Origin of the sequence: Brevibacillus borstelensis (assembly GCF_003710865.1) — a bacterium.
In the GTDB taxonomy this organism is placed as follows: Bacteria; Bacillota; Bacilli; order Brevibacillales; family Brevibacillaceae; genus Brevibacillus; species Brevibacillus borstelensis.
In genome coordinates, this window is record NZ_RHHO01000068.1 from 1 (window position 1) to 26316 (window position 26316).

The following is a 26316-nucleotide window of genomic DNA, read 5'->3' on the forward strand; positions in this document are numbered from 1 at the left end:
ACTAAATGGGGTCTTGACCATAATCGAGAGGGGTATCCATTTTTTATAGGGAAACACTATGCTTACATTATTAATTTCAGGGCACCGATCTTCTCAAAGTAATAGATGCTTTGCATATAGGCTTCCATCCCTTCATCAATAAGTCCATTCGTCATGAAATAATTACCTTTTAGCTTGTAAAATCTCCCTAACTCAGAATATTGATAGGGGTCGTTATCGAAAATCTGAATTTTTTTCTCCTCTTCCTCAAGAAAACTTTTAATCGAATTAAGGTCACTCACTTTGCACAGTGCATCAAATAACTCGGTGAGTCTAAATATCCGGTTAACTTCTGTGGTCTCAACCAGACATTCCCTTAACAAGGGAATAGCTTCCTCATATTTGCCTGTTCTTGAATAAACAGTCCCGCGAAAAAATTTAATCCGTTCAATGATAAATCGGTAATTTAGCTTTTCAAATAAATCAAGGTGTTGTTCTAAAGCCCTATAATCTCCCAGGAACATATATGAATTGCAGATTGCCAAGGCTACTCGCTCTTTTAGCTCATTGTGTGTAAGATCTGCGGCGTGTCCCATCTTTCCGAACTCAATACATTTTTCATACTTTTTCATAGCATGAGCATGAAAAGCCATTTTGTAATAAATGGTTACCTTTTCCTCATTACTCAAAAAATCAACATAGTGCAAGATTTCTTCTCCGGTGTAATAGGTCTCTTCTAATCGATTGAAATCATCTCTTTCTATCAGGTATTTGTTCAATAGTCCTTTTGCCAGAAACCGCTGCATTCCACGTTCTCTGGCATACTTTATAATTACGTGGTATAGCGGCAGCTGAAATCTTAGATCTGATAAAGAGGAAACAAAGTTGTACAGTCGTTCCATTAAGGAATAGCTTTCCTCATAAGGTGTCTCAAGAATCCGCTGAGCAACTCTTGCGGCCAGTGGAACATTGAACAACCGAATTGCCTCATTAAGCAGTCCAAATAACACCTCAGGACGTTTATCGATTTCAATATAGAGTTCAACAATCTTATCAGTCGGAATATTCAATACCTTAGCTAAGGGCATTGTTATTTTTAATCCCGGACGCCTGGTACTTCCGTTTTCAATCTTTGCAATGACTCCTTTGTGAACACCCGTCAATCTAGCTAGTTGTGAAATACTTAAGTTAGACTGTTTTCTATATTTTTTTAGGACATCTCCGATGGTTGCAAATTCAAGTGTATGTACACTTTCCTTCACGACTGCCACCTTCCAATAAACTGTTCCCATTTCTCTAACAGTCAGTTTTCACCCAAATATTAACATTGGTGCATTTGTTTTGTAAATTGAAGGTTTCTTTTATTACCCAAGTTCAGTAAAGCAGAAGTATAGAAATGAAAACTATCATTCCAATCCTAAAAAATAAAAAGATAGAGCAGCAAGAACTTTCCCCTTGCCTCTCTATCCTTAACTACTCTTATCTTTTTCCATCCCTCACAACAACCACGACTGCACTACCGGAAAAAACACATAAGCCCAAACAACCGTGATCATCGCCCCGGCGATGACCGCCAGCGTAGCGCTGCTTCCCTCGACATCACCGCGCTCGAACGCTTTTGCCATGCCGAGCGCATGGGCGCCCATCCCGTACATCAGCCCGACGGCGAGCGGATGCTGGAGCCGCATGCGCTTGATGATTTTCGGTCCGAGAAAGACACCGGCAAAGCTGGTCAGCATGACAAATGCTGCAGTCAGCTCAGGCTCTCCGCCCAACGCCTTCGATAGATTGACCGCTACCGGCATGGTAATCGAGCGAGGAATGACGCTGACGGCGGCTTCACTCCCCAATCCGAGGAAGAAGGTGCTCACCACCCCGGCCAATACAGCCGACAGAGAGCCGAGCGCCAGGCTGCCGACGATCATCCGCCAATTTGCCGCAAGTATCGGCCAGTTCCGATAGAGCGGGATCGCGAAGGCGACCGTCACCACGTCGAGCATGTCTGCAAAGAACGACGTCGCTTCTTTGTATCTTGCAAAGGGGAGATCGAACAGCAAAACGAGCAAGACGATTCCCAGCGGTGCCAGGATGGCCGGAGAAAAGAGCAGACCCGCCTTTTTGGCGCTGATGCGCTTGGCTCCCCAATACAAGGCGAGGGTAACAGCAACGCTACAGGTTTTCCACAGAATCACGCTGCTCGCTCACCCCGCTCCATCGGAACAGCCGCTGGGCCAGAACTCCTGTGGAGATCATCACCAAGGCCGTTCCGCTGACGACCACGGCCAAAACGAGAAGCCCTTTTACACCCAGCATCCACGGGTATTGGACAATGCCCGCAATCGAGGGGATAAAGAACAGAATCATTTCGGACAGCAGCAAAGCCGCTCCCGCTTCCACCCATTTCAGGCGGACCAGGCCCGATTGCAGAGCCGCGAACAGCAGGCCAAGGCCGATCAGGCTGCCAGGTATATGCAGTTGGAAAAACGCTGCTGCCGCTTTTCCCAGCCAGGCAAACACAAACAAAATCAATATCTGCGGCAATGCCGTCAGCCATTTTTTCATCGAGACCACCCCCGGTACCAGCTAACTCATAGCACCATTGTAAGGGGCTCTCTTGCTATTCGTACAATATATAAACATCATCAAATCTATGCAAAAAAGTTATGCATAGTTTTGCTCGCGAACAAACCCGATAAACGCCCGGGCGGCGTGAGACAAATAACGATCCCTGCGGCAGATCAGCGCATACGTCCAATCGATGGGCGGCCAGGAAAGGGCGACGACGTGAAGGCGGCCTTTGTTCAGGCGCTCGGCCACAGACCGCGGTACGAGGGATATGCCCATCTGCGCGGCGACCATCTCCCCGACAAAATCCCACAGCGAGCTCATGTAGGCGACCTTCGGCTCAAAGCCGGCCCGCAAGCACGCTTGCCGGACCACGTCATGCATCGCGTACTCCTCTGTAAACAAGACGAATGACTCGTCTTCGAGCTCCTTCAGATCGACGCTCTCTCTCCCGTACAGCCAGTGCTCCTGGTGCACGATGGCGACCATCTCCTCGGACCGCAGCGGGATTGCCTCGAAGCGTCCCTCGTCCACGGGCAGCACGGTCAAGCCGATGTCGATATGGCCTTGCTCGACCTGTACTTCCAATGGCCTCGCGCTGTACTCCCTCATTTCAAGCTCGATATGCGGGTAGCGCTTTTTGAAGCCGGCAATAGCCGCCGGCAGCAGAAACGCACCTACCGTCGGCAGCAAGCCAAGCTTGACGAATCCCCGCTCCACCTGGCGCAGCTCTTCGATGGAAGCCGTCAAGTCGCCCATGATCTGCAGGACTCGCTGGGCGTACTCAAAGACGAGCTGTCCGGCATCGGTCAATTCGATTTTCCGCTCGGTCCGATCGAGCAGGATAACATCCAGTTCCGTCTCCAGGCTCTTGAGCATTTTGCTGATGGACGGCTGCGAGACATGGAGCACCTCTGCCGCCCGGGTAAAGCTTTTCTGCTTCGCCACCTCGGCGAAGTACTGAAGCTGCTTGATGTCCATGACAATAGCTCCGATCAGGAGATGGTGAACACTTCATGCTTGCCGGACAGCTCGACAAAGAGGTTCATGCCCGCGATCTGTCCCGCTTTCAGCTTGTCCGCCACCCCGTAATGCTCCACGCAGGTCTTGCATCCGTACACGGGGACTCCCTGCTCCTCCAGCTCCTTTAAATGAAGATGGGCGAGCGATTGCTCTGTCAGGTTGAAGACGCCGCGGTTCATGCAGAAGATGGCGGCCGGTTTTTGCTCTGCCTGTTTGACGTGTACGAGAAAGGTCTCCATCACGATTTCTCCGAGCTCGGGCTCTCCTTTTCCGAATTGGTCGGAAGCGAGCAGGATGACCTTGTTATGCATGGTTTGTTCCTCCTTTTGCAGGTATCGTTGTTACCAGCTTACCATACATGAGCGGTGGATCAGAAATGCTTTGGCTGGTTTTGACCAGTTGATGAAAACGAACATGACAAATTTAACATGCTTGTAAAAAAGACCGCTCCGAAATAGAAAATTTCTACTCGCGGAACAGTCTCTCATTTTACGGATAGATAGTCGCATCACATGCAATTCTTAAAAAAGTTGCAGCAAGTTGACTATAACAATAAAAATTTCAATTTGGTAGTTATCGTTTCAATATGGTAGTAAGGTTTCAATATTCACTACCTTACCTATTCCCTCTCAACTTACAAATCCTCGTTAGCCAACTCATACATTGCCCGCGCATACATCGCGGCGGACTTGAAGAGATCGTCCAGCCCGATAAACTCATCCGGCTGGTGGGCAAGCGACACTTTGCCCGGGAACAGCGGTCCGAAAGCGACGCCGTTCGGAATGTGGGCGGCATATGTGCCTCCCCCGGTGGAGAGCAGCTTGGGCTCTTCGCCCGTGGCGTCACGATAGACGCGCTGCAGCACCTGGATGACCGGATGCAAGCGGTCTACGTGGTGCGGCTTTTTGATGATCGGCGGCTCAACGATGAAGCCGTACTTGCCGACGCTCTTTTCGATCTGCGGCAGGATGCGGCTGTCATCGTCGCAGACGGGGAAGCGGAGGTTGATATGGAAGAAAGACTCGCCCTCCGGCTCGTACTGGATGATCCCCGAGTTGATTGTCAGCGGACCGGTAATCTCGTCCTCGCTGGCGATTCCCAGCGCCCGGCCCCGCCAATCCTCGAACAGATAGGCATCCGTGCAGGCCAAAAAGCGCTGCGCATCCTCCTGGAACGAATAGTCCTTGAGAAAATGAATCAGCAGAAGGCCCGCGTTGATCCCTTGGTCGGGCTCCATCCCGTGGGCTGATTTGCCCTCCAAATGAAAGCTCGCTTCTCCGTCTTCCAGCAGCACCTGTCCGGGGCGGCCGCAAGCAGCCAGATAGGAGCGAAACTCCTCTGCCAGCGCCTCCAGCCTCTCCTCTGGACCTGCTACCCTGGCCCGGGCCGCTTCCGGCACCATATTGGGAACGCCGCCTGCAAAAAACGATGCCAGGAAAAGCCCGGATCGGTCGTTTTCATTTGCCGAGGCGCTTGCCCCTATTTGCCGCAAAACCACTCTCGTGTTGATCTGCCCTTTCTCCGCATGGACGATCGGGAAGTCCGCATCGGGCGCAAAGCCGGTCAGCGGCTTCTTCTCCATCACCTTGTAGTGCTCGATGCAGCGGCACTGATTTTCTTCATTGGTCCCGAAAATGAGGCGGATGTTCCGCTTGAGGGCAAGCCCGGACTCCTTGACGATTTTCAACGCGTAAAAAGCAGCCAGCGTCGGTCCCTTGTCGTCGATAGCGCCGCGCGCATACAGCTTTCCGTCGCGGATGGACGGCTCATACGGCGGGCTTGTCCATTCTCCGGTCGCCGGTACGACATCCAGATGGCAGAGGACGGCGATATAGTCGTCATCTGGCGCTCCCGGGCCGTACTCGGCGTAGCCGTAGTAGCCCGCCTCATTTTTTACGCGAAAGCCCTCCCGGCTGGACAGCTCGAGCATATAGCTCAGCGCCCGCGCCACCTCGGCCCCCATCGGCTGATCCGGTCCTGCCGTCGACAGGTCGTACGTGCTCGGGATGCGCAAAAGGCCGCCCAAATCCTCCAGCAGCTCCTCTTTTCGCCGTTGTACCTCATCCATCCAGTCCATGCTCTTCACCCTTTTCCGTCTCGTTCCCTTTATCTGTCAGGTCAAGCTTCGTTCTCTCCAGCCGACCGTGTCATCCATTTTCGGCGCCCGCTCATCCAAAAGCCAGCAAGCCGCCTGATGCGTATCCGAGCAGCGCATGTGCTCCGGCTGATACGACAGGCAGATCTCCAGCGCGTACGGACAGCGCGAGGCGAATCCGCAGCCCTTCGGCGGGTCCAAGAGGTCCGGCGGCGTACCCGGAATCGCCATCAACTGCTCCTCTTGCATGTGCAGCTTGGGCATGGAGGCCAAGAGTCCCATCGTATACGGGTGCTTTGGCTGGTAAAAGATTTCGTCCACCGTGCCGACCTCGACGATTTTTCCCGCGTACATCACCGCCACGCGCGAGGCCATGTTGGCGACGACCCCCAGATCATGGGTAATCAGGATGATGGCCGTCCCCGTCTTTTCCTGCAAATCTCTCATCAGGTCGAGAATTTGCGCCTGGATGGTAACGTCGAGTGCGGTCGTCGGCTCGTCCGCGATCAGAATTTTCGGGTTGCAGGCCAGCGCCATGGCGATCACCACACGCTGCCGCATGCCCCCGGACATCTGGTGGGGATACTGCTTGTACCGCGTCTCCGGCTGCGGGATGCCGACCAGCGCCAGCAGCTCGACCGACCTTTTGGCCGCCTCTGCCTTGCTTACCTTTTGGTGCTTCAAAATGACTTCGTCGATCTGCTTCCCGACGGTCATCGTCGGATTGAGCGAGGTCATCGGGTCCTGGAAAATCATCGAGATTTCCGCGCCGCGAATGTCCTGCATCTCCTTTTCCGACAGCTTGGCCACATCCCTGCCCTCGAACAGGATTTCTCCGTTCTTGATCCGTGCCATCGGGCTGGGCAAAAGACGCATCAGGCTTTTGGAGGTGACGGACTTGCCTGAGCCGGATTCGCCCACGATGGCGAGCGTCTCTCCCTTGTCAAGCTCCAGGCTGACGCCACGCACCGCCTTCACTTCCCCGACATACGTCGAGAAGGACACTTCCAAATCCCTGACTTCCAGTAGTTTGTTCATGTCGCTTCGCTCCTCGTCATGATGCTATTTGCGCATTCTCGGGTCAAGCGCGTCCCGCAAACCGTCGCCCAGGATGTTAAAGGTAACCATGATGGCGATGATCACGATAGCCGGATACAGGAGCAAATGGTACTGCGTATTGATCGCCTGATATCCGTCGTGAATCAGCACGCCCAGTGAAGCCATCGGCTCTTGCAGGCCAAGGCCGATAAAGCTCAAAAACGCCTCGGTAAAGATCGCCGACGGAATCGTAAACATCGTATTGATCACGATAATCCCGATCGTGTTGGGAATCAAATGCTTCAAAATAATTTGCGTATTGGATGCTCCCAGGGAGCGAGCCGCGAGCACATATTCCTGCTCCTTCAGCTTGAGGATTTGCGCACGCACCAGACGGGCCATGTTTACCCATCCGGTAATGACCATCGCCAGCATGATCGTCATGATCCCCGGCTCCATCACCATCATCAGCAAAATGATGATGATCAGGCTCGGAATCCCGATGATGATCTCGACGATCCGCTGCATGACATTGTCCACTCTGCCGCCGACCAGGGCGGAGATGGCTCCGTACGCGACACCGATCACCAGATCAAGCACCGCTGCCAGCACAGCGATCAACAGCGAAATGCGGGTGCCTTCCCAGATGCGGGCCCATTGATCGCGGCCGAACTTGTCCGTCCCCAGCCAGTGATCGGCGTTCGGCGCCTTGTACACTGCACTGTAGTCGGTATCGTAATACGTATAGGACGTCATCCACGGCCCGATGATGGCCAGCACCCCCAAAAGGATCAGGATGATCAGACTGACGATGGCCGCCCGGTTTTTCCGCAGCCTCCGAAAGCTGTCCTGAAAGGCTGTGAGAGGGGGCCGTGAAATTTTTTCCGGTTCTTTCGCGCTGACGCTGGCGGGTCGAAATAAATGGTCCAGACTCGCTTTTTCTTGCTGCTGCATGTTCTCACTCCCCTCCCGAAGCCAGACGGATTCGCGGATCGATCACGCTGTACAACATATCGACGATCAGCATGATGAACACGTAAAACGCGCTATAGAAAATGGTGATACCCATGATCGTGGAATAGTCGTTCATTTTGATTGAATCCACAAACAGGCTTCCGATGCCGGGTACCCCAAAAATGTTTTCGATAACTAGTGATCCGGTCAACAGATTGACGACGATCGGACCTAAAATGGTGACGACAGGAATCAGCGAGTTGCGAACGGCGTGCCGCATGACTACTGCCATATTGGTCAATCCCTTCGCCTTTGCCGTCGTAATGTAGTCCTGCTGCAGTACCTCCAGCATTTCATTGCGGGCAAATCTGGCAATGATCGCGACTACGCCCACGGAGAGTGCGACGGACGGCAGGATCGAGTTTTCGTAGCTGTCCCAGAAAGCGACAGGCAACAGCCCCCACTTGAGACCGACGTAGTATTGCAAGAGTGCTGCCAGAACGAAGTTGGGGACCGAGACCCCCAGCACGGCGATAAACATCGTGAAGTAATCCCAGGCGGAATTATGCCGGTAGGCTGCGATAATTCCCAAGATCAGGCCGATCGACAAACCGAGTACGACCGCCTGCAGACCGATCAGGGCGGATGGCCCGATCCGGTTTGCGATAATGTCTTTGACGGGCATGTTTTTATAGGTAAAAGAAGTACCAAAATCGCCTTGAACGACGTTCGCCAGGTAGCGCACATATTGAACGTACACCGGCTGATCCAAACCGTAGCTGGCGTACAAGAGCTGCCGCTCCTCTACGGGCAGTCTGTTCAGTTTTTCCTCGTCAAACGGCGTACCGGGAAGCTGTTTCATCAGAAAAAATGTAGCCGTCGTGATGACAAACAGGGTGATGAGGAGATACACCAGCCGCATGCCGATATATCGTTTCATGCGTACACCTCCTGTAGCAGAAAGATAAGGAAGAAGAGAAGGGGCTTCTCTTCTTCCCGCAAGTCAAGCTGTTATTCCACAGTTGCGTACTTGTATTCCACCGGGGAACCGTACGGATGGAAAATCAGGTTTTTCACGTGCGGCTTTTGCAGGAAGGAGTTTCCTCTGTAGAACAGCGGAGAAACTACCGCGTCTTCGGCCAGGAGGATTTTTTCTGCTTCCAGCAGCATGTTGATCCGTTTTGTTTCATCGACTTCTTTTTTCGCGGATGCGATCAGCTCATCGTACTTCGGATTTTCGTAGTTGCCGCGGTAAGGCGTATGGTTCGCCCACAGGTCGAGGTACGTCATCGCATCGTCGTAGTCCGCTCCCCATCCGGTTACGCCGAACTGGTAGTTGCCTTCGTCCATTTGCTGGTTGCGTGCTTTTACGGTTTTCGTTTCAACCGTTACGTCAATCCCGAGGTTTTTCTTGTATTCGCTTTGCAGGAAGGTACCCAGGTCCTTGGAAAGGGAATCATCCGGTACCAGAAGCTTCAATTGCGGCGCTTTGCCCAATTCCTTCACGCCTTGCTCCCAGTACTCTTTCGCTTTCGCCGCATCGGCCTTGATCAGATCGCCCTGCAGGTCGCGGAACGATTTGTGGTCGACACCGCTCATCTGGACCGGAATCATGCCGGTTGCCGCTTTGGAGCCGTTGTTTAAGATCACTTGCTCCAAAATGGTCGCATCATAGGCAAGCTGCAGAGCCTTGCGGATGTTCAGGTTAGACGTGCCTTCCCCTTTGGTGTTGAACTGGATGTAGTTGGTACGGAACTCGATGTCTGTCGTATACTCAGGGTCGTTTTTGAAGGTGTCAACGTCTGCAGAAGAGAGCATGACGCGGTCGAGCTCGCCTGCCTTGTAAGCGTTAAGCGCTGTGCTTTGCTCCTTGATGACCTTCAGGTTGATTTTTTCCACTTTTACATTGGCATTGTCCCAGTAGTTTTCGTTTTTCACGAGCGTCGCTCCGGAAGCCGGGTCAAACGAGGTCAGCTTGTACGGGCCTGCATACAGCATGTTTTCCGGTTTCAGTGCGTAATCCGCGCCCTTCTCTGTTACAAACTTCTCGTTGAGCGGGAAGTACAGGATGAAGGTAGTCAGACGCAGGAAGTACGGTGTCGGCTGGTTCAGCGTAACCACCAGTGTCTTGTCGTCTTTCGCATCGATTGCGACAGCATCCGCGCTGCCTTTTCCGGATGCGTATTCAGCGCCGCCCTTTATGTAGTCGGACAGGATGAAAGCATAGCCGCCTTTGGAGGTTTGCGGGTTCATCGCTCCGAGCCAGGCGAATTTGAAGTCGGCTGCGGTGATCGGATCGCCGTTGCTCCACTTGATCCCGTCACGCAGGGTAAATGTATAGGTCAAGCCGTCTGGAGAGACTTCCACGCCTTTTGCCAATGCAGGCTGCGGCTCGTGCTTCTCATCGAGGCGGTACAGACCTTCACTGACGTTGTTCAGCACGGAGAACGAAATGTTGTCCGAGGTAGAGAACTGGTTCAGGTCTTTAATCTCGTTTTCAAAGGAAAGGTTGATAACGCTTTCTTTTTTCGCTTGCTGACCGTCTGCCGCGGGTGCTGTTCCTCCGGGAGCACTGCCCGATCCCTTATCGCCGCTGAAGTTGCATCCCGTGGCGACGAGGCTGACCAGCATCAGTAGACATAGCAAGGATGTGGACCACTTCTTCTTCATTGATCTGTCCCCCTATTTTTGGTGTCAGAAGTATATTTGCATAAAGACGGCGCTTTCACTTTCATGACGAAGCGCTGTCTCATACACGAGTAACAGCATCGCACGGCTCTTTTCTCAAGCGGAGAAAGCCAGACGATCAGCAGGAGAGAAACAGGCCGACTGCCTCATGTAGCCAACTGCCTTAGGGAACCGACTGCCCTAGGCAAAATCGGCTCCGGCCAGCGGGGCGAAGTGCTGCAGCGCCAGAGCGCCCGCGCCGATCACGATGGCTTCTGCCTTCAGCTCCGAAGCGATGATGCGGAAGGTTCCCTTGAACGGCTCCCAGATCACTTGCTCGCAGTGCTCGTGAACCAAATCCACGATTTCGGTGTAGTTCTCGATCAAGTCTCCGCTGAGAATCACCGTATCCGGGTTGTACATGCAGACGATATTGTTGATCGTAATCCCGATGTACAGGGCTGTGCGAGAGACGATCTCCTTGGCCCAGCGCTCGTCGGCACGCGCCGCTTCGAACACTTGGCCGATGTCAGTGATCTCCTTGACGCGCCGCGCTTCGGTGATGAGGGCGTTTTCGTCTACATAGGTCTGCAGGCAGCCGCGCTTGCCGCATTCACACAAATTGCCGTTGGGGTCCAGGGTCGTATGCCCAAGCTCCCCGGCACTGTTCGATCCTCCTCGGAAGATCTCCCCGTCGATAATCAGTGCCGAACCGATACCGGTACCGATCCCGATCAAGGTCGTCTTCGTCGACCCCTTGGCCGAACCGTACAAGTATTCAGAAAGGATTTTCACTTTCAGGTCGTTGTCGATCACCGTCTTGATCCCGAGGATTTGTTCCACCAGAGCTGCAAACGGCACGTTTTTCCAACCGAGCGTACTGGAAAACTGGACAATCCCTTTTTCGTAATCGATCACGCCAGGGACACCGATTCCGATGCCTACGACTTTCTCGGGTGAAATCTTGCATTTCTTGATCAGGCCGGAAATCTCTCGGCCAATCAATGCTGCCGTTTCCTCAGGCGAGGACTCCAATGCCGTGTGAGCGACGCGGTGATGCTCTACCACCGTTTCGCTGAAATCCATCATCCCGAATTTGATGCGCTTTTTTTCGATTTCGACTCCCACGGTATAAACGGCGTCCGCTATGATGTCCAGCTGGACCGCCTTGCGTCCGACACCCGAGGATGTCAAATCCGTCTCCTGCACCAAGCCCTCCTCGCACAGCTCGCTCACAAAGCGGCCGACGGAGGTGGCGCTCATTTTGGTGATCTTGGCCAGTTCGGCCCGGGAAATCGGACGCTGCTTTTTAATGATGTCCAGGATCATCTGCTTGTTGTGCTGCTTGATGACGTCCTGGTCCTGCTTTACGATTTTTTTCATCACGGACATGCTCCTCTTCCACATATTCGCGTTTCAAGGTTTATTTATCCAACAGTGTTATAAATTGTGTGGTAAAAGATGGATAATACTCCGATCAAACACGAGGAGCAGACGATTTTTGCTTTATTTCGGTCGGATAGCTTTTTTAATTTCTCCATTGGTGTTAATAATGAGTTTATCTGGCATCCTGTATGAAGTCAACTGTTATTTCCAAATGGTGCGACGCTTTTTATTTTTTTGAAAATGCCTTTCGCTCCTTCCCTCCCCTGCTTGATTTTGAGCCGACCGACCGCGTCTTTTCCTCTCTTGACCGCAGAAAAAACCACCCGGCAAATGCGGATGGTTGGCAAGCCTTATTTGATCGAATTCCAATCGTAGGGCGTTTCCTGATACACATAGTAGTTGAGCCAATTGGAAAACAGCAGGTTGGAATGAGCGCGCCACCTGACCACTGGCGGTAGGCTCGGGTCATCCCCCGGGAAATAGTTTCTGGGAATGGCAATCTCGAGGCCTTTGCTCACATCACGTTCATACTCTTCCCGCAGCGTGCACGGATCGTACTCGGAATGTCCGGTGACGAAAATTTGCCTGCCGTCTTTCGTCGCAACGATGTACACACCCGCCTCCTCCGATTCGGACAATATCTCCAGCTCCGGCACTTTCTCGATGTCCTCCCGCCGATTCTCCGTGTGACGGGAGTGCGGAATGTAGAATACGTTGTCAAACCCGCGGAACAGCTTCACATTCTGCTTGTTCAAGGTGTGCGGAAAAACGCCGAACAGCTTCTCGGGAAGCGGATGCTTCGGAACGCCGAAATGATGGTACAGCCCTGCCTGTGCGCCCCAGCAAATATGCAGTGTCGACGTCACGTTGGCCATCTTCCAGTCGAGAATTTGCTGCAGCTCCTCCCAGTAGTTCACCTCGCAAAAATCCATCTGCTCCACGGGCGCTCCGGTAATAACCATTCCGTCAAACTTCTCGTGCCTGATTTCCTCAAAGGTCTTGTAGAAGGTGGCCAGATGCTCTTCCGGCGTGTTCTTGGAGGTATGGCTGGACGGGTGCAGCAAAACGACCTCCACTTGCAGCGGGGTATTCCCCAAAAGGCGGAGCAGTTGGGTCTCCGTAGTCTGTTTCACTGGCATCAGGTTGAGAATGACGATGCGCAGCGGGCGAATGTCTTGGGTAAACGCCCTGCTCTCCTTCATCACAAAGATGTTTTCATTCTCCAATATCTCTGTCGCCGGCAACTCATCAGGCAATTTGATTGGCATGTTTCTCCCCCTTTCAGTCCGTCACAACGCTGTCGTCAGACAATAATCCGACTAATTCGCCATGACTACTTAAGATTCCTGCTTCACTTTTCCCTGCATTCAAAATGTTCTGTCTCTACTATAGCAGGAAAACGGACTACAGGGGGTACTGCCTTAGGCAGGCATTCGCTTTGGCTTGCATTTTTTCCGCGTACGTCTCTATCGCTTTCATTTCTCCGCCGTCCGCTTTTCATCAGACTCAGACATCCGCAGCCGTCAGTGCACAGATACTCGCTTCCCGCCTGGCTCTTTTTCCGGTGCGGCTGCCCGTCTGAGAAACAGCGAGCAGGCCCAAGCGACGGCAATCAGCGCGAATGCCAGCAGGAACGCGCTTTTCATCCCGGCAAGCATAGCCAGGATTTTTCCCGTAGCATCATTTTGCGCGCCTGACGGACTTTCCAGAAACCGCTTGGAGCCATTCGTCATGACCGTCACGAGAAGCGCTGTCCCGACCGCACCCGATACCTGCTGGAGCGTGCCGATAATCGCTGTGCCGTGGGGGTATAGCGGCGGCGGCAGTTCATTTAGGGCATTGGTCATCACGGGCATCATCAGCATGGAGATGCCCAGCATGAGCAGCGTGTTCAACAGCATGATCATCCCGTAAGAGGTAGACAGCGTAATGATGGCAAATTGCCAGAGCGTATTTCCGATCAGCGCCAAGCCGATGACCGCCAGCCACCTCGCGCCGAATTTATCAAACAACCGTCCGGTGATCGGAGACATGATCCCCATCACCACTCCGCCGGGCAGCATGACCAGACCCGCTTCCAGCGGACTGTATCCCAGCGCGTTTTGCAGAAAAATCGGCAGCAGCATCATCGCCGAGAACATCGCCATCATGACGATCATCATGATCAGCGTCGAGATGCGGAATACCTTGTATCCAAACGCCCTCAGATCCAGCAGCGGCTGCGGAATGACGAGCTGTCTCCATACGAACAGCCCCAAAGAAACGGCCCCGGTGACGATCGGAATGAGGACGCCATTGCCCGTCCATCCCCCGTGACTTTCGCCAGCGCTGCTAAAACCGTACACAATCCCTCCGAATCCGAAGGTCGAGAGAAGAAGAGAGATGACGTCAATTTTGGGATTCGTCGTCTCTGTCACATTCTTGAGCTTGGCATAGGCAAAGCCAATTACAAACAAAGCGATAGGCAGCACACCGTAAAAAAGCACCCTCCAACTGAAATGCTCGACGATGATGCCGGACAGCGTAGGTCCGATCGCAGGGGCAAAGGTGATTACAATCCCGATGGTCCCCATCGCTGAGCCTCTTTTTTCAATAGAGACGATGGCAAATACTACATTGGTCAGCAAAGGAAACAACAGTCCAGTCCCGGCAGCCTGCAGCACCCTGCCGGTTACCAGCAAGGCGAACCCTGGCGAGATCGCCGCGATGAATGTTCCCACTGTGAACAAGCCCATCGCCGACAGGAACAGGCTCCTTGTCGTGAACCGCTGGAGCAAATAGGCGGTAATCGGTATGAGGACTCCGATCACGAGCAAGTACCCGGTCGTCAGCCATTGCGCTTTGCTTGGTGAAATGCCGATGTCGGCCATGATTTTGGACAAGGCAACGTTGAGCAGGGTCTCGTTCAAGATAGCTACGAACACGCCCAGAATCATGACCATGACCACGACAAAATTGCCTCTGCTCCCGAAAGTCCCTCCTGTATGCTGCACTTCGCGTTTTTCCACAATCGCTCTCCTCTCCTTGGCAAATGCGCCCTGTTTCATGGACTCTCTTGAACCGTTGCCGCCCTCCCGCTTCGTTTTTAGAACCTTATTTTAGCCTGAAATGCCTGCACAGATTTCTTACCGATTGCTATGTTGCTGACGGCGGTATGCATGCCCGAAAGCTCTGAAAATACGCTCCACCGAAAGCATGCGGGAAAGAGTCCTGCCAAATGAGGCCAGCGTGGCTCCAATCTGGAAATCACCCTTTTTTTTGCGTATGATAGAGGGTAATGATCTTTTGCTAGAAGGGAGACAAAATGGCCCCCCGCTCAAAATGGTTGATATATAAATGGATTCTCGCGATAATCATCGCTTGCTTGTGCATGTTCCCGGCGACCCCCTCGCCAGCCGATACATTTGCTTCCGATGCAACGGCCAAGTACACGTCCGTAAAAAGCGAAGCCGTCCAGATTGTCAGCTACCGGCCTCATTTTACGGTCAAGTTTTTGAAGCAAAAGCTGCAAGGCTCCCTGTTCATGGACCAGTTGCGGAATTTGCAGCAAACGTACGCCGCCCCGCTCGTGACATTCCTGTTTGTGATCCAGACGCTGCTAAAATGGACCTTGCTAATGCCGATCCGATACGGGTCGATCTTCGTGGGCAGCTCCCCTTTTGGAACGCATTACATTCCAGAGAGGGGAAAAGCGGAACATGAAACATACAAAACAAGATGCCGAAATGATTCGGAGAACCGTAAAAGATTTGAAAATATTTGTCATCTTCATCGGGTTCGTGGTGGCAGGTTTGCTGGCCGCCAAATATTACTTGGGCTAACATGCAAATCCTCCCCTTGTTTTTGGGGGAGGATTCATTCATTGTCACGACGAGCCTATCATCAGAGCAAAAAGGAGTCTGTTCCGTGGAAAAATCACTTTATTTCGTCGTTAGCTGGGCGGACGCCAAGCAGTATTCGGACGCACTGAAAAAGCTTGGTATCGAACATATCATTGAAACGCCTGAAGAGATTCCTTCTCTCGTGCCGGGAGAGCTGGCTTTTGTATTTCCGAGCTTGCCCGTGCGCGTTTACGCCAAAGTCAGGACGCTTTTTTCACATAACGGCAAAAGATATTAATGCTGTGCCTGCCATGTAGAGCGTATTCGTCCTCCTGTTTGCGTCCCTCACACGCCATTCCTCCGCAATCAAAACCAGATTGTCAAACATCCCAAGCCGGTCCCGGCAATGTCTCCCATGATCGCAAATTTGGAACAGAAATCATTTTCCTCCCCCTCTATAATCAAGCCGGGAGGGAAAGAAATGAAGCCATTGCAAACAAGAGATCCATTTCACGTATACATCTATACGTGTTTCCTGTCACAGCTATTTTTCACCTTTGTATTTACGGTGAATCTGCTCTATCAAGTACAAGTCGTGAAGCTCGATCCGTTTCAGCTCGTTCTCGTTGGAACGGTATTGGAACTATCCGTTTTTCTTTTTGAGATTCCAACGGGAGTTGTTTCAGATTTAAAAAGCCGGAAGCTTTCTATCATCATTGGCTATGCGTTGATCGGCATTGGCTTTCTGGTAGAGGGGCTCTTTCCGCATTTTATACCCGTGCTGTTGAGCCAAGTCCTTTGGGGGCTCGGCTATACATGTACAAGCGGCTCGCAACAAGCCTGGATTGCCGATGAAATAGGGGAGGATCGCGCTTCACTTGCCTTTATGAAAGGGGCTAAAGCGAACAGGCTTGGGGAAATCATCGCGATCCCTTTAAGTATGGCCACAGGTTTTTTTATGGTTAATCTGCCGATCGTTATCGGCGGGAGTTGTATGATTGGGCTTGCTGTATTTTTGAGTTTTGCCATGAGAGAAGAAAATTTCAAACCTGCGGATCGCGAGGAACGAAAATCGAGTTGGCAGAGCATCAAGGTGAATATGAATACGATCATTCATTTTACGAAAACAAGCGCGATCATCCGCATCCTATTTCTCATTGCCTTGTTTGTCGGATTTTATAGTGAAGGATTCGACCGGCTGTGGATATCCCAGTTTTTGAACGTATCCCATTTATCGGACGTAATGGATGGTAGTTTCGTGGCGGTAGTTGGCAGCATTCAGCTCATCATCGTGCTCATTTCCTACGTGATCCTGCACTTTGTAAGTCGAAGCCCGATCCATCAGCATCTGCGTCTGATTTATGTATCGCTGTTTATCGGGAGCAGCGTGATTATCGCCTCATTGCTCGGTTTTGCGTTTTCTTCGCTTGGCGCTGTTTTAATCGCATTCTACGTCATCATCCAGGTGACGCGATCTGTGATGCATCCTTTGGAGGACATCTGGTTAAATAAAATCATTCCCGACTCGTCCACGCGTGCGACCTTCTTTTCCGTCAAAGGGCAAGTCGACGCCATCGGGCAAATCAGCGGCGGACCCGTAATCGGCTATATCGCTTCGAGCTTTACCATCAGGACGGCCATTGTGGCAAGCGCCATTCTGTTGACCCCTGTCCTAGTTTTCTACCATAAGCTCTTGAAAAAACGGAAAGGGTGAATCGATCACCCTCTTTCTTTTTCGATAATGGGAATATGGATTTCCATATAGATTTTTTCGTAATCCCAGTAATGGCAGTGTTCATCGTAGTATTCGAAATCAAAGCCGGCTTCATCTATTTCGTAAGACGATTGCGGCAGCCAATCTTCAAGGATGTATTGCCACGTTCCTTTAATGGAGGGGACGAACTGTGCGGGTTCCACGAGCGGCGTCCGAAAGATTGCGTACGTGGTTTCCGGGATGAGAAAGGCCGTCAGTTCCTTTGGAAGAGGGCGATCGTTATCGTAATGTACGGCAAATAAATACGTAAATCGGTCCTTGTCCTGCTCGTTGCTTATATTGATGCAGTACTCGCCATGCTTTTCAGGGGATAATAATTGATAGAGAAACCGTTCTATCGAGCCATCGGTTAACCCTCGTTGCTGCCAAAATGCCGGGGCGTCCCTCGTATAACGGACATTTTCAAAAGCGCCTTCGAACGCTTTACCCGCTACATAAAACGCGCTCCGCTTCGCGATCTTCGGCTGCATAATGATTCCGCCTGTATTTTTTTCATGGAGGCTTAAGAGATTTAATTTTTGCGGCAGCGATAGCGGACAATGCAGCTTGTATAAGCTTGGAGGGCTGCCAAAGCATTTCTTGAATGCCTTCGTAAAGCCGGAATGGGTCTCGAAGCCATAATCCATCGCGATTTGAATGATCTTTTCGCCGTTCGCCAATTCATACATCGCGTATTGCAGCTTTCTTTTGACAACGTAGTCCATGATCGTGAAACCGGTATGCTTGTGAAAAATCCGATAAAAATGGTAGGGCGAATATCCAGCCATCGCCGCCAGCTTTTCCGGATCGATTTCATCTTTAATATGATCTTCGATATAATCGATTGCTTTTTGAAGCAAGAGTAATTGGTGGATACAAGCACCCCCTTGTAGACATACGATGGGCCCTATTCAGATACCGGGCAATCCGTTCATTGTCTAGAGTATCAACAGCATCGGCAGACGTCCGCGTCCAGGCCGGCTTTCAAAGCGAACTAAAATAAAAATAACAGATAAGCGGCTTGATCGCATCAGGCTGCTTATCTGTCGTAGAACATGTTTCTCTGGCGCAAAAGCAAACTGCTTTTCCTATTTTTTAAACGTCACGATTTCACTCGTATCTCCAAACCGGAGAACAGGCTGGCTCGGCTCCGTCTCGGCGATGATCTTCCCGTGCCGAATCGAGTAACGGACGGTAGCCTGGCGGCGAATCGCATCGTATTCGTCCTGTGCGTTGAGAATGATCAGATTGCCCGGCTTTCCTTCCTCGATGCCGTACTCCGCTTCGATATGCAGCGTCTTCGCGCTGTTGACGGTAATCAGATCAATCGAGTCGACGATTTGCTCGTAGCCCATCAGCTGGCAGGCGTGAATGCCCATGAACAGCACCTGCAGCATATTCCCGGTACCGAGCGGATACCACGGATCGAAAATGTCGTCATGGCCGAAGCAGACGTTGATGCCCTCCTGCACCATCTCTTTCACGCGCGTGATGCCGCGGCGTTTTGGATAGCTGTCAAACCGCCCCTGCAGGTGGATGTTGACCAGCGGGTTGGCCACGAAGTTGATGCCGGACAGCTTGAGCAGACGGAACAGCTTCGACGCATAGGCATCATTGTACGAATGCATGGCCGTCGTATGCGAAGCCGTCACCTTTTCCCCGATCCCCAGACGGAGTGCCTCGGCGGCTACCACCTCGACGAAGCGGGACTGCTCATCGTCGATTTCGTCGCAGTGAATGTCTACGAGACGGTCGTATTTCTCAGCCAGGCCAAAAGCGAGCCGCATGGATTCGACGCCGTATTCGCGGGTAAATTCGTAATGCGGGATTCCTCCGACAACGTCAGCGCCGAGACGAAGCGACTCTTCCAGCAGCTCCGCTCCGTTGGCGTAGGAAAGAATGCCTTCCTGCGGGAAAGCGACGAGCTGGAGATTGACGTACGGAGCCATCTCCTCCTTAACCTCCAGCATGGCGTGCAGCGCGGTCAGGCTGGGGTCTGTGACGTCCACATGCGTGCGAACATGCTGAATCCCCTGTGCCACCTGCCATTTGAGCGCTGTTTTGGCCCGCTCTTTGACATCTTCCTTGGTCAGCGTCTGCTTGCGCTCCGACCAGCGTTGGATGCCTTCAAACAGCGTTCCGCTCACATTCCAGCTAGGCTCTCCTGCTGTCAAAGTCGTATCCAGATGGATGTGCGGCTCGATGAACGGCGGCAGAACAAGCGCCCCACCCGCATCCACCACTTTTCCTTCAAAACCTGTGATCTCCGTGGCGATTTTGACGATCTTGCCGTCACGGATGGCGATTTGCCACAGCCCTTCGCGTCCGCGAAGCTTTGCGTTGGTAATAAGCACAATCTTTCACCTCTTCATTTTTGTCGCTTGCTTCTGTGTCTGCTTTATTTTACCTGTTTTCCGTCAGATTCGCTGAACGGTGCGCTCCCATGGCTCGCATGACGACGACATAGATCAGCGCCGAGCCGATGATTGCATTGAGCGGCGGAATCCCCGGCACGAATGTCGCGAGCAGGACACCGGCTACCCAGGCAATGATTGCGACTACATTGACGCTGGCAAATGTTGCTGTCTCAAAATGCTTGTACTTCTCCCGGTTGACGAAGAAGTAATCCGCCAGAATAATGGCTCCGATCGGCGGCAGGGTGGAGCCGAGGAAGGTCAGGAAATCGACGAAGTTGTTGTAGAGCCACCAAGCCAAGGCGGTCCCGACCACGCCGTTGAAAATGACCACTTTTTTGATTTTCACTTTGGTAATGTTGGACAGGCCAAGGCCTGAAGCGTAGAGCGCATTGTCGTTGGTCGTCCAGATATTCAAACCGAGAATGATAATGGCCGGCAGAATCATTCCCTGCAAGAACATCACTTCAGAAACATCGGACTGTCCCGTCGCGATGGCCCCGATCGCCCCGAAGAAGAACATCAGCGAGTTGCCGATGAAAAAGGCGATCACAGTCGCGATCACGCTGTTTCGCTTGGAGTTGGCAAAGCGGGTAAAGTCCGGCGTCAGCGTTCCGCCGCTGATGAAAGACCCGACGCAGATCGTCAGGGCTGTCGCCATGGAAATCGCTTGCGCCGGTTGATATTGCAAAAGTCCCTGCAGTCCCCCCACAGAGTTCGCTGCATCAGTAACCGAAATCATGCCCAGTACGGCAATGGACGGACACGCGATAAAGCTCAGTATGGCCAATGCCTTGATGCCGAAGTAGACAGTAGCCGTCATCACAATACCGAACACCACGATCAGCAAAAGCGTATCGATCCCCGTCACCTTGTTGACTGGCAAAGCAAACATCGCTACCCCAACGCCGAACCAGCCGATCTGCGTCGCCGCCAGCATGAACGAAGCGAGGTACGAGCCCTTTTCCCCGAAGGCAAAGCGGGCCAAAAGATGCGTGGACAGGCCCGTATCAGCGGCCATATACGCCAATGCCCCGGTGTAGATGCCAAGAATCAGATTTCCTGCAAGTACGGCCAGTACGAACTGGGTAAAGGTAAGCCCCGTCCCGAGCTGACCACCCGACCACATGCTGGCCGAGAAAAACGTAAAGCCGAGCATCACGACGAGAATGTGCCAAAAACTGCTGCGCTGCGACTTCGGAACCGCTTCGAGTGAATATTCCTTATCGACGGATGAAGTGCTCATCTGTACCACCCCTGTTGTTATTTTGTAGACCGGCACCCAACCAAAAAGAGGCCTCCTGCCGTATTTCCTGACAAGAGGCCTCTTTCACCCACAACGACAGAAAGGGACACAAAGATTCCCAGCCTGCCATCAGCGGATTTCCGACTTACCTTGTCAGCCTCACGGGACTGATTTAAAGGTACCGTATCTAGTTCATTGGAATTATCTGCGATTCTTGTCCATCTGTCAATGAAAACCTGCCGACGAGACCCCGCTAGTTTTTTCACAAGTGTATGCGGACCCTTTCATCGCTATGACAAGAACTTATTTTCCTTTGTCGATATAGCGCTGCATCAGGCTCGCTCTGGTCAGCCAGACCTGGTCACTCAGATGAATCCGGTAATGCTCGGGATTCATCATCCGCAAGTACTCCGGCCAGAACATCTGCAGCTGCTCCTTGTGATGACGGCGGATTTCTGCCAGATCAGGCAATTGATACACACGCTTGCCTTCCACAAAGACAGGGACGAGCAGCGGCTCGGCCACGTAGTTTTCCACCAGCTTGCTCAAGTACGTGTGGCTCGGGTGAAACAGCTTGATCGGCGCCTGCTCCTGGATGTCCGTCTCTGACGGATAACAGAGATAGTCCGCGATCGCTTTTCCGGTGCTTCTGTCGATCAGCCGGTAAATGTCTTTCGCTCCCGGAGTCGTCACTTTCTCCGGGTTGGCCGATATTTTGATCGTCGGGATGTACTCGCCGTCGTCACCTTCTCGGGCGACCAGCTTGTACACACCGCCCAAGGTAGGCTGATCTGCTGCCGTAATCAGCTGCGTCCCCACTCCCCAGGAGTCGACCCTCGCCCCCTGCACCTTCAGGCTCAAGATCGTATGCTCGTCCAGATCATTGGACGCGACGATTTTCACGTCGGAAAGCCCTGCCTGATCGAGCATCTCCCGCGTTTTGATTGAAAGAAAGGCAATATCGCCGCTGTCGAGACGAACAGCCCGCAGCCGTTTGCCCTGCCGCTGCATCTCCAGGCCGATATTGATCGCATGCGGCACCCCGCTCCCCAGCGTATCGTACGTGTCCACCAGCAATGTCACTTGGTCAGGCAGAGCGGCTGCATAACGGCGGAACGCCTCCTCCTCGTTTTCGTGCGACTGGACCCAGGAATGGGCATGCGTCCCTGCCGTCGGGATGCCAAACAGCTTTCCTGCCAGCATGTTTGACGTAGAGTCAAACCCGGCGAGATAGACAGCCCTCGTTCCCCAGAGCGCAGCGTCCGCTTCCTGGGCGCGCCGGATGCCGAATTCCATCAGCAAATCGTCTTTGGCTACCTGACGGATCCGCGACGCCTTTGTGGCAATGAGCGTTTGGTAGTTCATAAAATTAAGCAGCGCTGTCTCCATGAGCTGCGCTTCAAAAATTCTGCTTTCCACGCGAACCAACGGCTCGTTTGGAAACACCAGCGAACCTTCCTTGACAGAATGGAGCGTCCCCGTGAAGCGAAAATTGCGGAGCTCCTCGAGAAAGCCGGGATCGTAATTTTCCTCCTGCTCGCGCAAATAATCCAGATCGCTTTCTTCAAAGCGAAGATCCTCCACGTATTTGACGATCCGCTCCAAGCCCGCAAATACGGCGTAACCGTTTCCAAACGGAAGCTTCCGAAAAAACGCCTCGAAAACCGCTTTGCGATTGTGGGTGCCATTGATCCAATGCGCATACATCATGTTTATTTGATACTTGTCTGTATGTAAAGCCAATCCTGGTGAAAGCAAGCTGCTTCGCCTCCTGTTGTTGCAGCGCCTGTGCGGAAAACCGGCGGACACCGCGGCGCTGGACGCCCTCCTCGAATCTGGCGTATACGAAAAACGCATGAATACTTCTCTCTATTTTAGCCTTTGTCGATGACAAGGTATAGCTTTGAAATGCAAAAGAAGGCCTGCCGGACGACAATGCGCCATCGCATCCGTTCGCCAGCAGGCTTTCGCTTTGATCTAGTTTTGATCCGTCAGCACGATTGGTCCGTCGCTCGTGATCGCAATCGTATGCTCGTACTGGGCTGACAGCTTGCCATCCAGCGTCCGGGCTGTCCAACCGTCCGCGTCAATCTTCATCCGATGGGTTCCTGCATTCAGCATCGGCTCGATGGTTAGCACCATTCCCTCTTTCAGCCGGAATCCTTTGCCTGGCACTCCGACGTGATTGTAGTTGGGCTCCTCATGCAGCTCCCGGCCTACTCCATGCGCCAGCAGATCACGCACGACAGAATACCCGTTTTCCTCGGCATGACTCTGAACCGCGTGCATCACGTCTCCGATCCGGTTTCCCGGCACAGCTTGCGCGATCCCTTTGTACAGGCATTCCTTGGTCACCCGCATCAATCTTTTCGCTTCGTCGGAAACCTCGCCCACCGCATAGCACCAGCAAGAATCTCCTACCCAGCCGTTGTACGTGGCGACGATGTCGATTTTGACGATATCCCCGTTTTTAAGCGGCTTTCTGCTCGGGAAGCCGTGTGCAATGACGTCGTTGACCGATGCGCAGATCGCTGCCGGGAATCCGTTGTAACCGTCCGTGTACGTCCCTCCACCTTGCTGCCTGATCAGCTTTTCGACAAAATCGTTGATCTCCTGCGTAGTGACGCCCGGCTTGATTCTTTTGGCGATTTCCTTGTGGCATGTCGCCACGATCCGGCCTGCCGGTCTCATCTGCTCGATCTCTTCGCGAGACTTCAAGTAAATCACGCCCGGCTCCTCCCTTTGCTCTCTCCGCTCTCTGAGAGGCGGCGCTCACTTACGCTCTTTCGGATCATCAGCAGCACTCCCTCCGGTGAAAAGTCTGCATCCTTGTGGTACATGGAGATGCCGAAGCATCCGACCATGGTGCCGATGATAAAATTGGCGATTCGGCCGGGATCGGTCCCCGTCGCGAGCGCTTCCGACTGAACCTGCATCTGCGTGATACACTCCAGCAGAGGCTGATACAGGGTATCGTCGAATCTCTGTTTGGCTGTGCGGCGAAGCTGCTCTTCCATTCCCACGAAGTTTTCCGCGGCCCATTTGTAGACGATAAACGCTGCGGGTGCCTCCAGCCACAGCCGCAAAAGCCCGGCACAGAACTCATCCAGCAGTTCCGCCGACTTTTCTTGCCGAGAAAAGAAAGCGCTTGTCAAAGCTTCCGACAGTTCAAAGCCTCTATCCAGCAAATCACTGACGAGACTGTTCTTGTTGCTGTAATAATGGTAGACAGTGCCATAACCGAGTCCCGCTTTTTTGGCGACGTCGCGAATATCAAAGAGAAGGCCTTTCTCAAAATAGATCTGTCCTGCAGCCTCCATGATCTGTTGAATGCGCTTTTCCCGCAACTCTTCACATTGTTCCTTTGTTCGCGGAGACATGGATATCCTCCTTGTTTTTAGACCTGCAAGTATGTCGATAATAAAATACCACTTTTTGGACTGAGCTGCAAGCGATTTGGCCAGCCAAGTCCGCCCTTTTGAAAAAATGCAATAAAAATCCCCCTGGATTCATGAAAACCGCGTGAGTTTTCGATGAATAGCAGGGGGAAGGAAGTTCTTTTATTTACGACGCCGCAACATCCTTCGCAGCGGCAGCCTCTTTTTGTCCCTCGAGATACTCCGTTGGACCGATAATACCTTTTTCACGATCCTGTTTCTCCAGCTCCAGCGCTTTTGGCACGGACAGCCAGTAGGCCAGACCGATAGCGATCACGCCGGCACCGAATTTCCCGATAATCAGAGGCAGGATGATCGTAGGCTGGAAGTTGGCGGAGAACGACAGGTGGTCGCCCAGCAAGAACGCCGCACATACCCCAAACGCGATATTGATCACCTTGTCTTTTGGCGGCATGGAGCGAACGAGTCGGAACATCGCCAGGATGTTGGCGATCGTCGCGAGCAAACCGGCGCTTCCCGTCGGGCTCAGGCCCATCCGGTTGCCCATCGCCTGCAGAGGCTTCGCCGCGTATTTCCGCAGCATGTACACCATCGGGAAAGCACCCGCCAGCATGATACCGATATAACCGGCCGTTTCCAGGGCGCGGAACTGATCGGTCGGATCGGCAATGATCGGATCGAAGCCCCAGGAGCCAAATACCTTGGAAAAGACGCCTGTGAAGTATTCCACGATCGAGAATACGAGGACGAGCTTGATGCCTGCATCCATCGTCTTCCCGAAAATCATGAATGCCTTGATCATCAGGTCGGGCAGGAAGCGCAGACCGAGCGCAATGGCGACCACAAACACCAGGATCGGCGACAGATTGATCAGAATTTTTCCGTATCCGATGGCAAAGGCGTAGGTGGATTCCGCATCAGTCGAGATTGTTTCGCGCACCTTGGTATTCGTCATTACGAGGATAGCACTGGTGATAAAGGCGCCGATAGGAACCGTCAAAATCCCGGACATCACGCCAAGCGCCATGTATTTGTGATCCCGTTTGTCGAGCATCGCCAGGCCCATCGGAATGGAAAACACGATGGTAGCTCCCGCCATGAATCCGACGATCATCGCCATGATCCAGCCCTCATAGGAGCTTTTCAGCACGTTGGCCAACTGGTAGCCGCCCATATCGCTGGCCAAAATAGCGGTGGCCGCAAGCGCCGGATCGGCTCCGATCTTGTTGAAAATCGGCCCGCAGACCTTGTCGATAAACCAGGAAATATACGGAATTGAGGCCATGATACCTGCTGCCGGTACGAAGATATAACCGGTGGAATGAAGACCTTCCATAAATTCTTTGCCGAGCCCTTCATCACTGTTGCGGATCGCTGCGATTGCGCCGATCACCGCACAAATCATGATAAAGTAAATGACGTAACTGCCGATTTGGTCCATGTATCAACCCCACCTTTTCTCGCGCGTTCTATCGTCTGTCAGGCATAAAACGATCCTAAACCAGCGTGACACCCCATTTGCCTGCGGGCTTCCCCGGCTGTCGGGGGCTTCCGTCGGCAAGCCGCACGGACTTGGACAGCGGCTGCTTGCTTTCTCCCTCATGGTTCTCCTCCTTCGCAAAGGCATGGAAAAAATTAACAATAAAGGCGCCTAGTAATCTGGTAGCAGATTACCCAAGCGCCTTTGCTTTTTCGTATACACTTGTGAATTGTGAACAAGCGGGACAAAACTGGAACCGCTTACAATCAGGCAAAAAAATAAAAGCGGTACGCATAATTTATACTTCTTCATATACTCTGAAAATTCATCAGTAAAGCTCCATTGCTTTACTCCCATCGTAACCCAATTATATGGGCGGTAAGTCACGATGTCAACACTCGTTTTTTGCCTGACTCACAAACCTCGCCCCCACCATGCCGCCTCGAAAATGATGGGAAAAGCACCCCTGCCAGCTTTGGTCAAGACCCCATTTAGTG

23 protein-coding genes are annotated in these 26316 nt (G+C 52.5%); 3 read left to right on the plus strand and 20 right to left on the minus strand.

The features are described 5' to 3' along the window. Positions 1-62: 62 nt before the first annotated feature. From EDM54_RS24795 to EDM54_RS24855, 13 genes are all read right to left on the minus strand, one after another. Positions 63-1241, minus strand: coding sequence for a helix-turn-helix domain-containing protein (locus EDM54_RS24795; RefSeq protein ID WP_122959017.1), 1179 nt, complete (start codon positions 1239-1241; stop codon positions 63-65). A gap of 234 nt (positions 1242-1475) precedes the next feature. Then, entirely contained in the window at positions 1476-2171 is a 696-nt protein-coding gene (locus tag EDM54_RS24800) for an LrgB family protein (protein WP_039070005.1), read from the minus strand. Then, complete coding sequence (locus tag EDM54_RS24805) at positions 2149-2541, minus strand: CidA/LrgA family protein (RefSeq protein ID WP_003389245.1); 393 nt, start codon at positions 2539-2541, stop codon at positions 2149-2151. The genes EDM54_RS24800 and EDM54_RS24805 overlap by 23 nt, the downstream gene beginning before the upstream one ends. 99 nt (positions 2542-2640) lie before the next feature. Continuing rightward, positions 2641-3525: a LysR family transcriptional regulator gene (locus EDM54_RS24810; RefSeq protein ID WP_122959018.1), complete on the minus strand. Its 885-nt coding sequence runs from the start codon at positions 3523-3525 to the stop codon at positions 2641-2643. Between the two features lie 14 nt (positions 3526-3539). After that, complete coding sequence (locus tag EDM54_RS24815) at positions 3540-3878, minus strand: DsrE family protein (protein ID WP_003389248.1); 339 nt, start codon at positions 3876-3878, stop codon at positions 3540-3542. Between the two features lie 323 nt (positions 3879-4201). Then, the gene (gene pepV, locus EDM54_RS24820) at positions 4202-5644 is read right to left on the minus strand and encodes a dipeptidase PepV (RefSeq protein ID WP_024985381.1); all 1443 of its coding nucleotides are present in this window, start codon (positions 5642-5644) and stop codon (positions 4202-4204) included. A 36-nt stretch (positions 5645-5680) separates the two neighbouring features. After that, entirely contained in the window at positions 5681-6700 is a 1020-nt protein-coding gene (locus tag EDM54_RS24825) for an ABC transporter ATP-binding protein (RefSeq protein WP_003389251.1), read from the minus strand. Between the two features lie 24 nt (positions 6701-6724). Beyond that, complete coding sequence (locus tag EDM54_RS24830) at positions 6725-7654, minus strand: ABC transporter permease (RefSeq protein WP_122959019.1); 930 nt, start codon at positions 7652-7654, stop codon at positions 6725-6727. A gap of 4 nt (positions 7655-7658) precedes the next feature. Next, positions 7659-8594, minus strand: a complete 936-nt coding sequence (locus EDM54_RS24835; protein ID WP_024985380.1) for an ABC transporter permease — start codon at positions 8592-8594, stop codon at positions 7659-7661. 71 nt (positions 8595-8665) lie between these two features. Beyond that, a complete protein-coding gene (locus tag EDM54_RS24840; protein ID WP_122959020.1) occupies positions 8666-10324 on the minus strand; it encodes a peptide ABC transporter substrate-binding protein in 1659 nt (552 codons plus the stop codon). 198 nt (positions 10325-10522) lie between these two features. Beyond that, positions 10523-11704, minus strand: coding sequence for an ROK family transcriptional regulator (locus tag EDM54_RS24845; protein WP_035980150.1), 1182 nt, complete (start codon positions 11702-11704; stop codon positions 10523-10525). Positions 11705-12057: 353 nt separating this feature from the next. After that, the gene (gene metA / locus EDM54_RS24850; RefSeq protein ID WP_003389257.1) at positions 12058-12975 is read right to left on the minus strand and encodes a homoserine O-acetyltransferase MetA; all 918 of its coding nucleotides are present in this window, start codon (positions 12973-12975) and stop codon (positions 12058-12060) included. 255 nt (positions 12976-13230) lie between these two features. Continuing rightward, positions 13231-14715 carry an MDR family MFS transporter gene (locus EDM54_RS24855; RefSeq protein WP_227278213.1) on the minus strand — a complete coding sequence of 495 codons (1485 nt, stop codon included), beginning with the start codon at positions 14713-14715 and terminating at the stop codon, positions 13231-13233. Positions 14716-15405: 690 nt separating this feature from the next. Between EDM54_RS24855 and EDM54_RS27165 the strand changes: the two genes are divergently transcribed. The 3 genes from EDM54_RS27165 to EDM54_RS24870 all read left to right on the plus strand — a co-directional run bounded on the left by EDM54_RS27165 (position 15406) and on the right by EDM54_RS24870 (position 17242). Next, entirely contained in the window at positions 15406-15528 is a 123-nt protein-coding gene (locus EDM54_RS27165) for a hypothetical protein (RefSeq protein ID WP_255320373.1), read from the plus strand. Between the two features lie 85 nt (positions 15529-15613). Beyond that, positions 15614-15826, plus strand: a complete 213-nt coding sequence (locus EDM54_RS24865) for a hypothetical protein (RefSeq protein WP_024985480.1) — start codon at positions 15614-15616, stop codon at positions 15824-15826. A 183-nt stretch (positions 15827-16009) separates the two neighbouring features. Then, on the plus strand, positions 16010-17242 hold the full coding sequence (locus EDM54_RS24870) for an MFS transporter (RefSeq protein WP_024985481.1): 1233 nt from the start codon (positions 16010-16012) through the stop codon (positions 17240-17242). Between the two features lie 5 nt (positions 17243-17247). Here EDM54_RS24870 and EDM54_RS24875 read toward each other — a convergent pair whose 3' ends face one another. The 7 genes from EDM54_RS24875 to eutH form a co-directional block, all read right to left on the minus strand. Beyond that, the gene (locus EDM54_RS24875; RefSeq protein WP_003389265.1) at positions 17248-18141 is read right to left on the minus strand and encodes an AraC family transcriptional regulator; all 894 of its coding nucleotides are present in this window, start codon (positions 18139-18141) and stop codon (positions 17248-17250) included. A gap of 228 nt (positions 18142-18369) precedes the next feature. Further along, complete coding sequence (locus EDM54_RS24880) at positions 18370-19635, minus strand: cytosine deaminase (RefSeq protein WP_003389266.1); 1266 nt, start codon at positions 19633-19635, stop codon at positions 18370-18372. A gap of 49 nt (positions 19636-19684) precedes the next feature. After that, positions 19685-20941 (minus strand): cytosine permease, encoded by a 1257-nt coding sequence (codB, locus tag EDM54_RS24885; RefSeq protein WP_031932101.1) that lies wholly within the window; start codon positions 20939-20941, stop codon positions 19685-19687. A 303-nt stretch (positions 20942-21244) separates the two neighbouring features. Then, positions 21245-22699: a nicotinate phosphoribosyltransferase gene (locus EDM54_RS24890; protein WP_003389268.1), complete on the minus strand. Its 1455-nt coding sequence runs from the start codon at positions 22697-22699 to the stop codon at positions 21245-21247. Between the two features lie 219 nt (positions 22700-22918). Beyond that, on the minus strand, positions 22919-23668 hold the full coding sequence (gene map / locus EDM54_RS24895; RefSeq protein ID WP_122959021.1) for a type I methionyl aminopeptidase: 750 nt from the start codon (positions 23666-23668) through the stop codon (positions 22919-22921). Then, positions 23665-24321: a TetR/AcrR family transcriptional regulator gene (locus tag EDM54_RS24900; protein ID WP_122959022.1), complete on the minus strand. Its 657-nt coding sequence runs from the start codon at positions 24319-24321 to the stop codon at positions 23665-23667. The genes map and EDM54_RS24900 overlap by 4 nt, the downstream gene beginning before the upstream one ends. Positions 24322-24505: 184 nt before the next feature. Beyond that, the gene (eutH, locus tag EDM54_RS24905) at positions 24506-25780 is read right to left on the minus strand and encodes an ethanolamine utilization protein EutH (protein ID WP_003389271.1); all 1275 of its coding nucleotides are present in this window, start codon (positions 25778-25780) and stop codon (positions 24506-24508) included. Between the last annotated feature and the right edge of the window lie 536 nt (positions 25781-26316).

Coding starts and splice junctions, on each gene's coding strand:
- EDM54_RS27165 (WP_255320373.1), top strand. CDS start 15,406: ATGAAACATACAAAACAAGATGCCGAAATGATTCGGAGAACCGTAAAA.
- EDM54_RS24840 (WP_122959020.1), bottom strand. CDS start 10,324: ATGAAGAAGAAGTGGTCCACATCCTTGCTATGTCTACTGATGCTGGTC.
- EDM54_RS24830 (WP_122959019.1), bottom strand. CDS start 7,654: ATGCAGCAGCAAGAAAAAGCGAGTCTGGACCATTTATTTCGACCCGCC.
- pepV (WP_024985381.1), bottom strand. CDS start 5,644: ATGGACTGGATGGATGAGGTACAACGGCGAAAAGAGGAGCTGCTGGAG.
- eutH (WP_003389271.1), bottom strand. CDS start 25,780: ATGGACCAAATCGGCAGTTACGTCATTTACTTTATCATGATTTGTGCG.
- codB (WP_031932101.1), bottom strand. CDS start 20,941: ATGAGCACTTCATCCGTCGATAAGGAATATTCACTCGAAGCGGTTCCG.
- EDM54_RS24845 (WP_035980150.1), bottom strand. CDS start 11,704: ATGAAAAAAATCGTAAAGCAGGACCAGGACGTCATCAAGCAGCACAAC.
- EDM54_RS24870 (WP_024985481.1), top strand. CDS start 16,010: ATGAAGCCATTGCAAACAAGAGATCCATTTCACGTATACATCTATACG.
- EDM54_RS24825 (WP_003389251.1), bottom strand. CDS start 6,700: ATGAACAAACTACTGGAAGTCAGGGATTTGGAAGTGTCCTTCTCGACG.
- EDM54_RS24805 (WP_003389245.1), bottom strand. CDS start 2,541: ATGAAAAAATGGCTGACGGCATTGCCGCAGATATTGATTTTGTTTGTG.
- EDM54_RS24900 (WP_122959022.1), bottom strand. CDS start 24,321: ATGTCTCCGCGAACAAAGGAACAATGTGAAGAGTTGCGGGAAAAGCGC.
- EDM54_RS24815 (WP_003389248.1), bottom strand. CDS start 3,878: ATGCATAACAAGGTCATCCTGCTCGCTTCCGACCAATTCGGAAAAGGA.
- EDM54_RS24810 (WP_122959018.1), bottom strand. CDS start 3,525: ATGGACATCAAGCAGCTTCAGTACTTCGCCGAGGTGGCGAAGCAGAAA.
- metA (WP_003389257.1), bottom strand. CDS start 12,975: ATGCCAATCAAATTGCCTGATGAGTTGCCGGCGACAGAGATATTGGAG.
- EDM54_RS24835 (WP_024985380.1), bottom strand. CDS start 8,594: ATGAAACGATATATCGGCATGCGGCTGGTGTATCTCCTCATCACCCTG.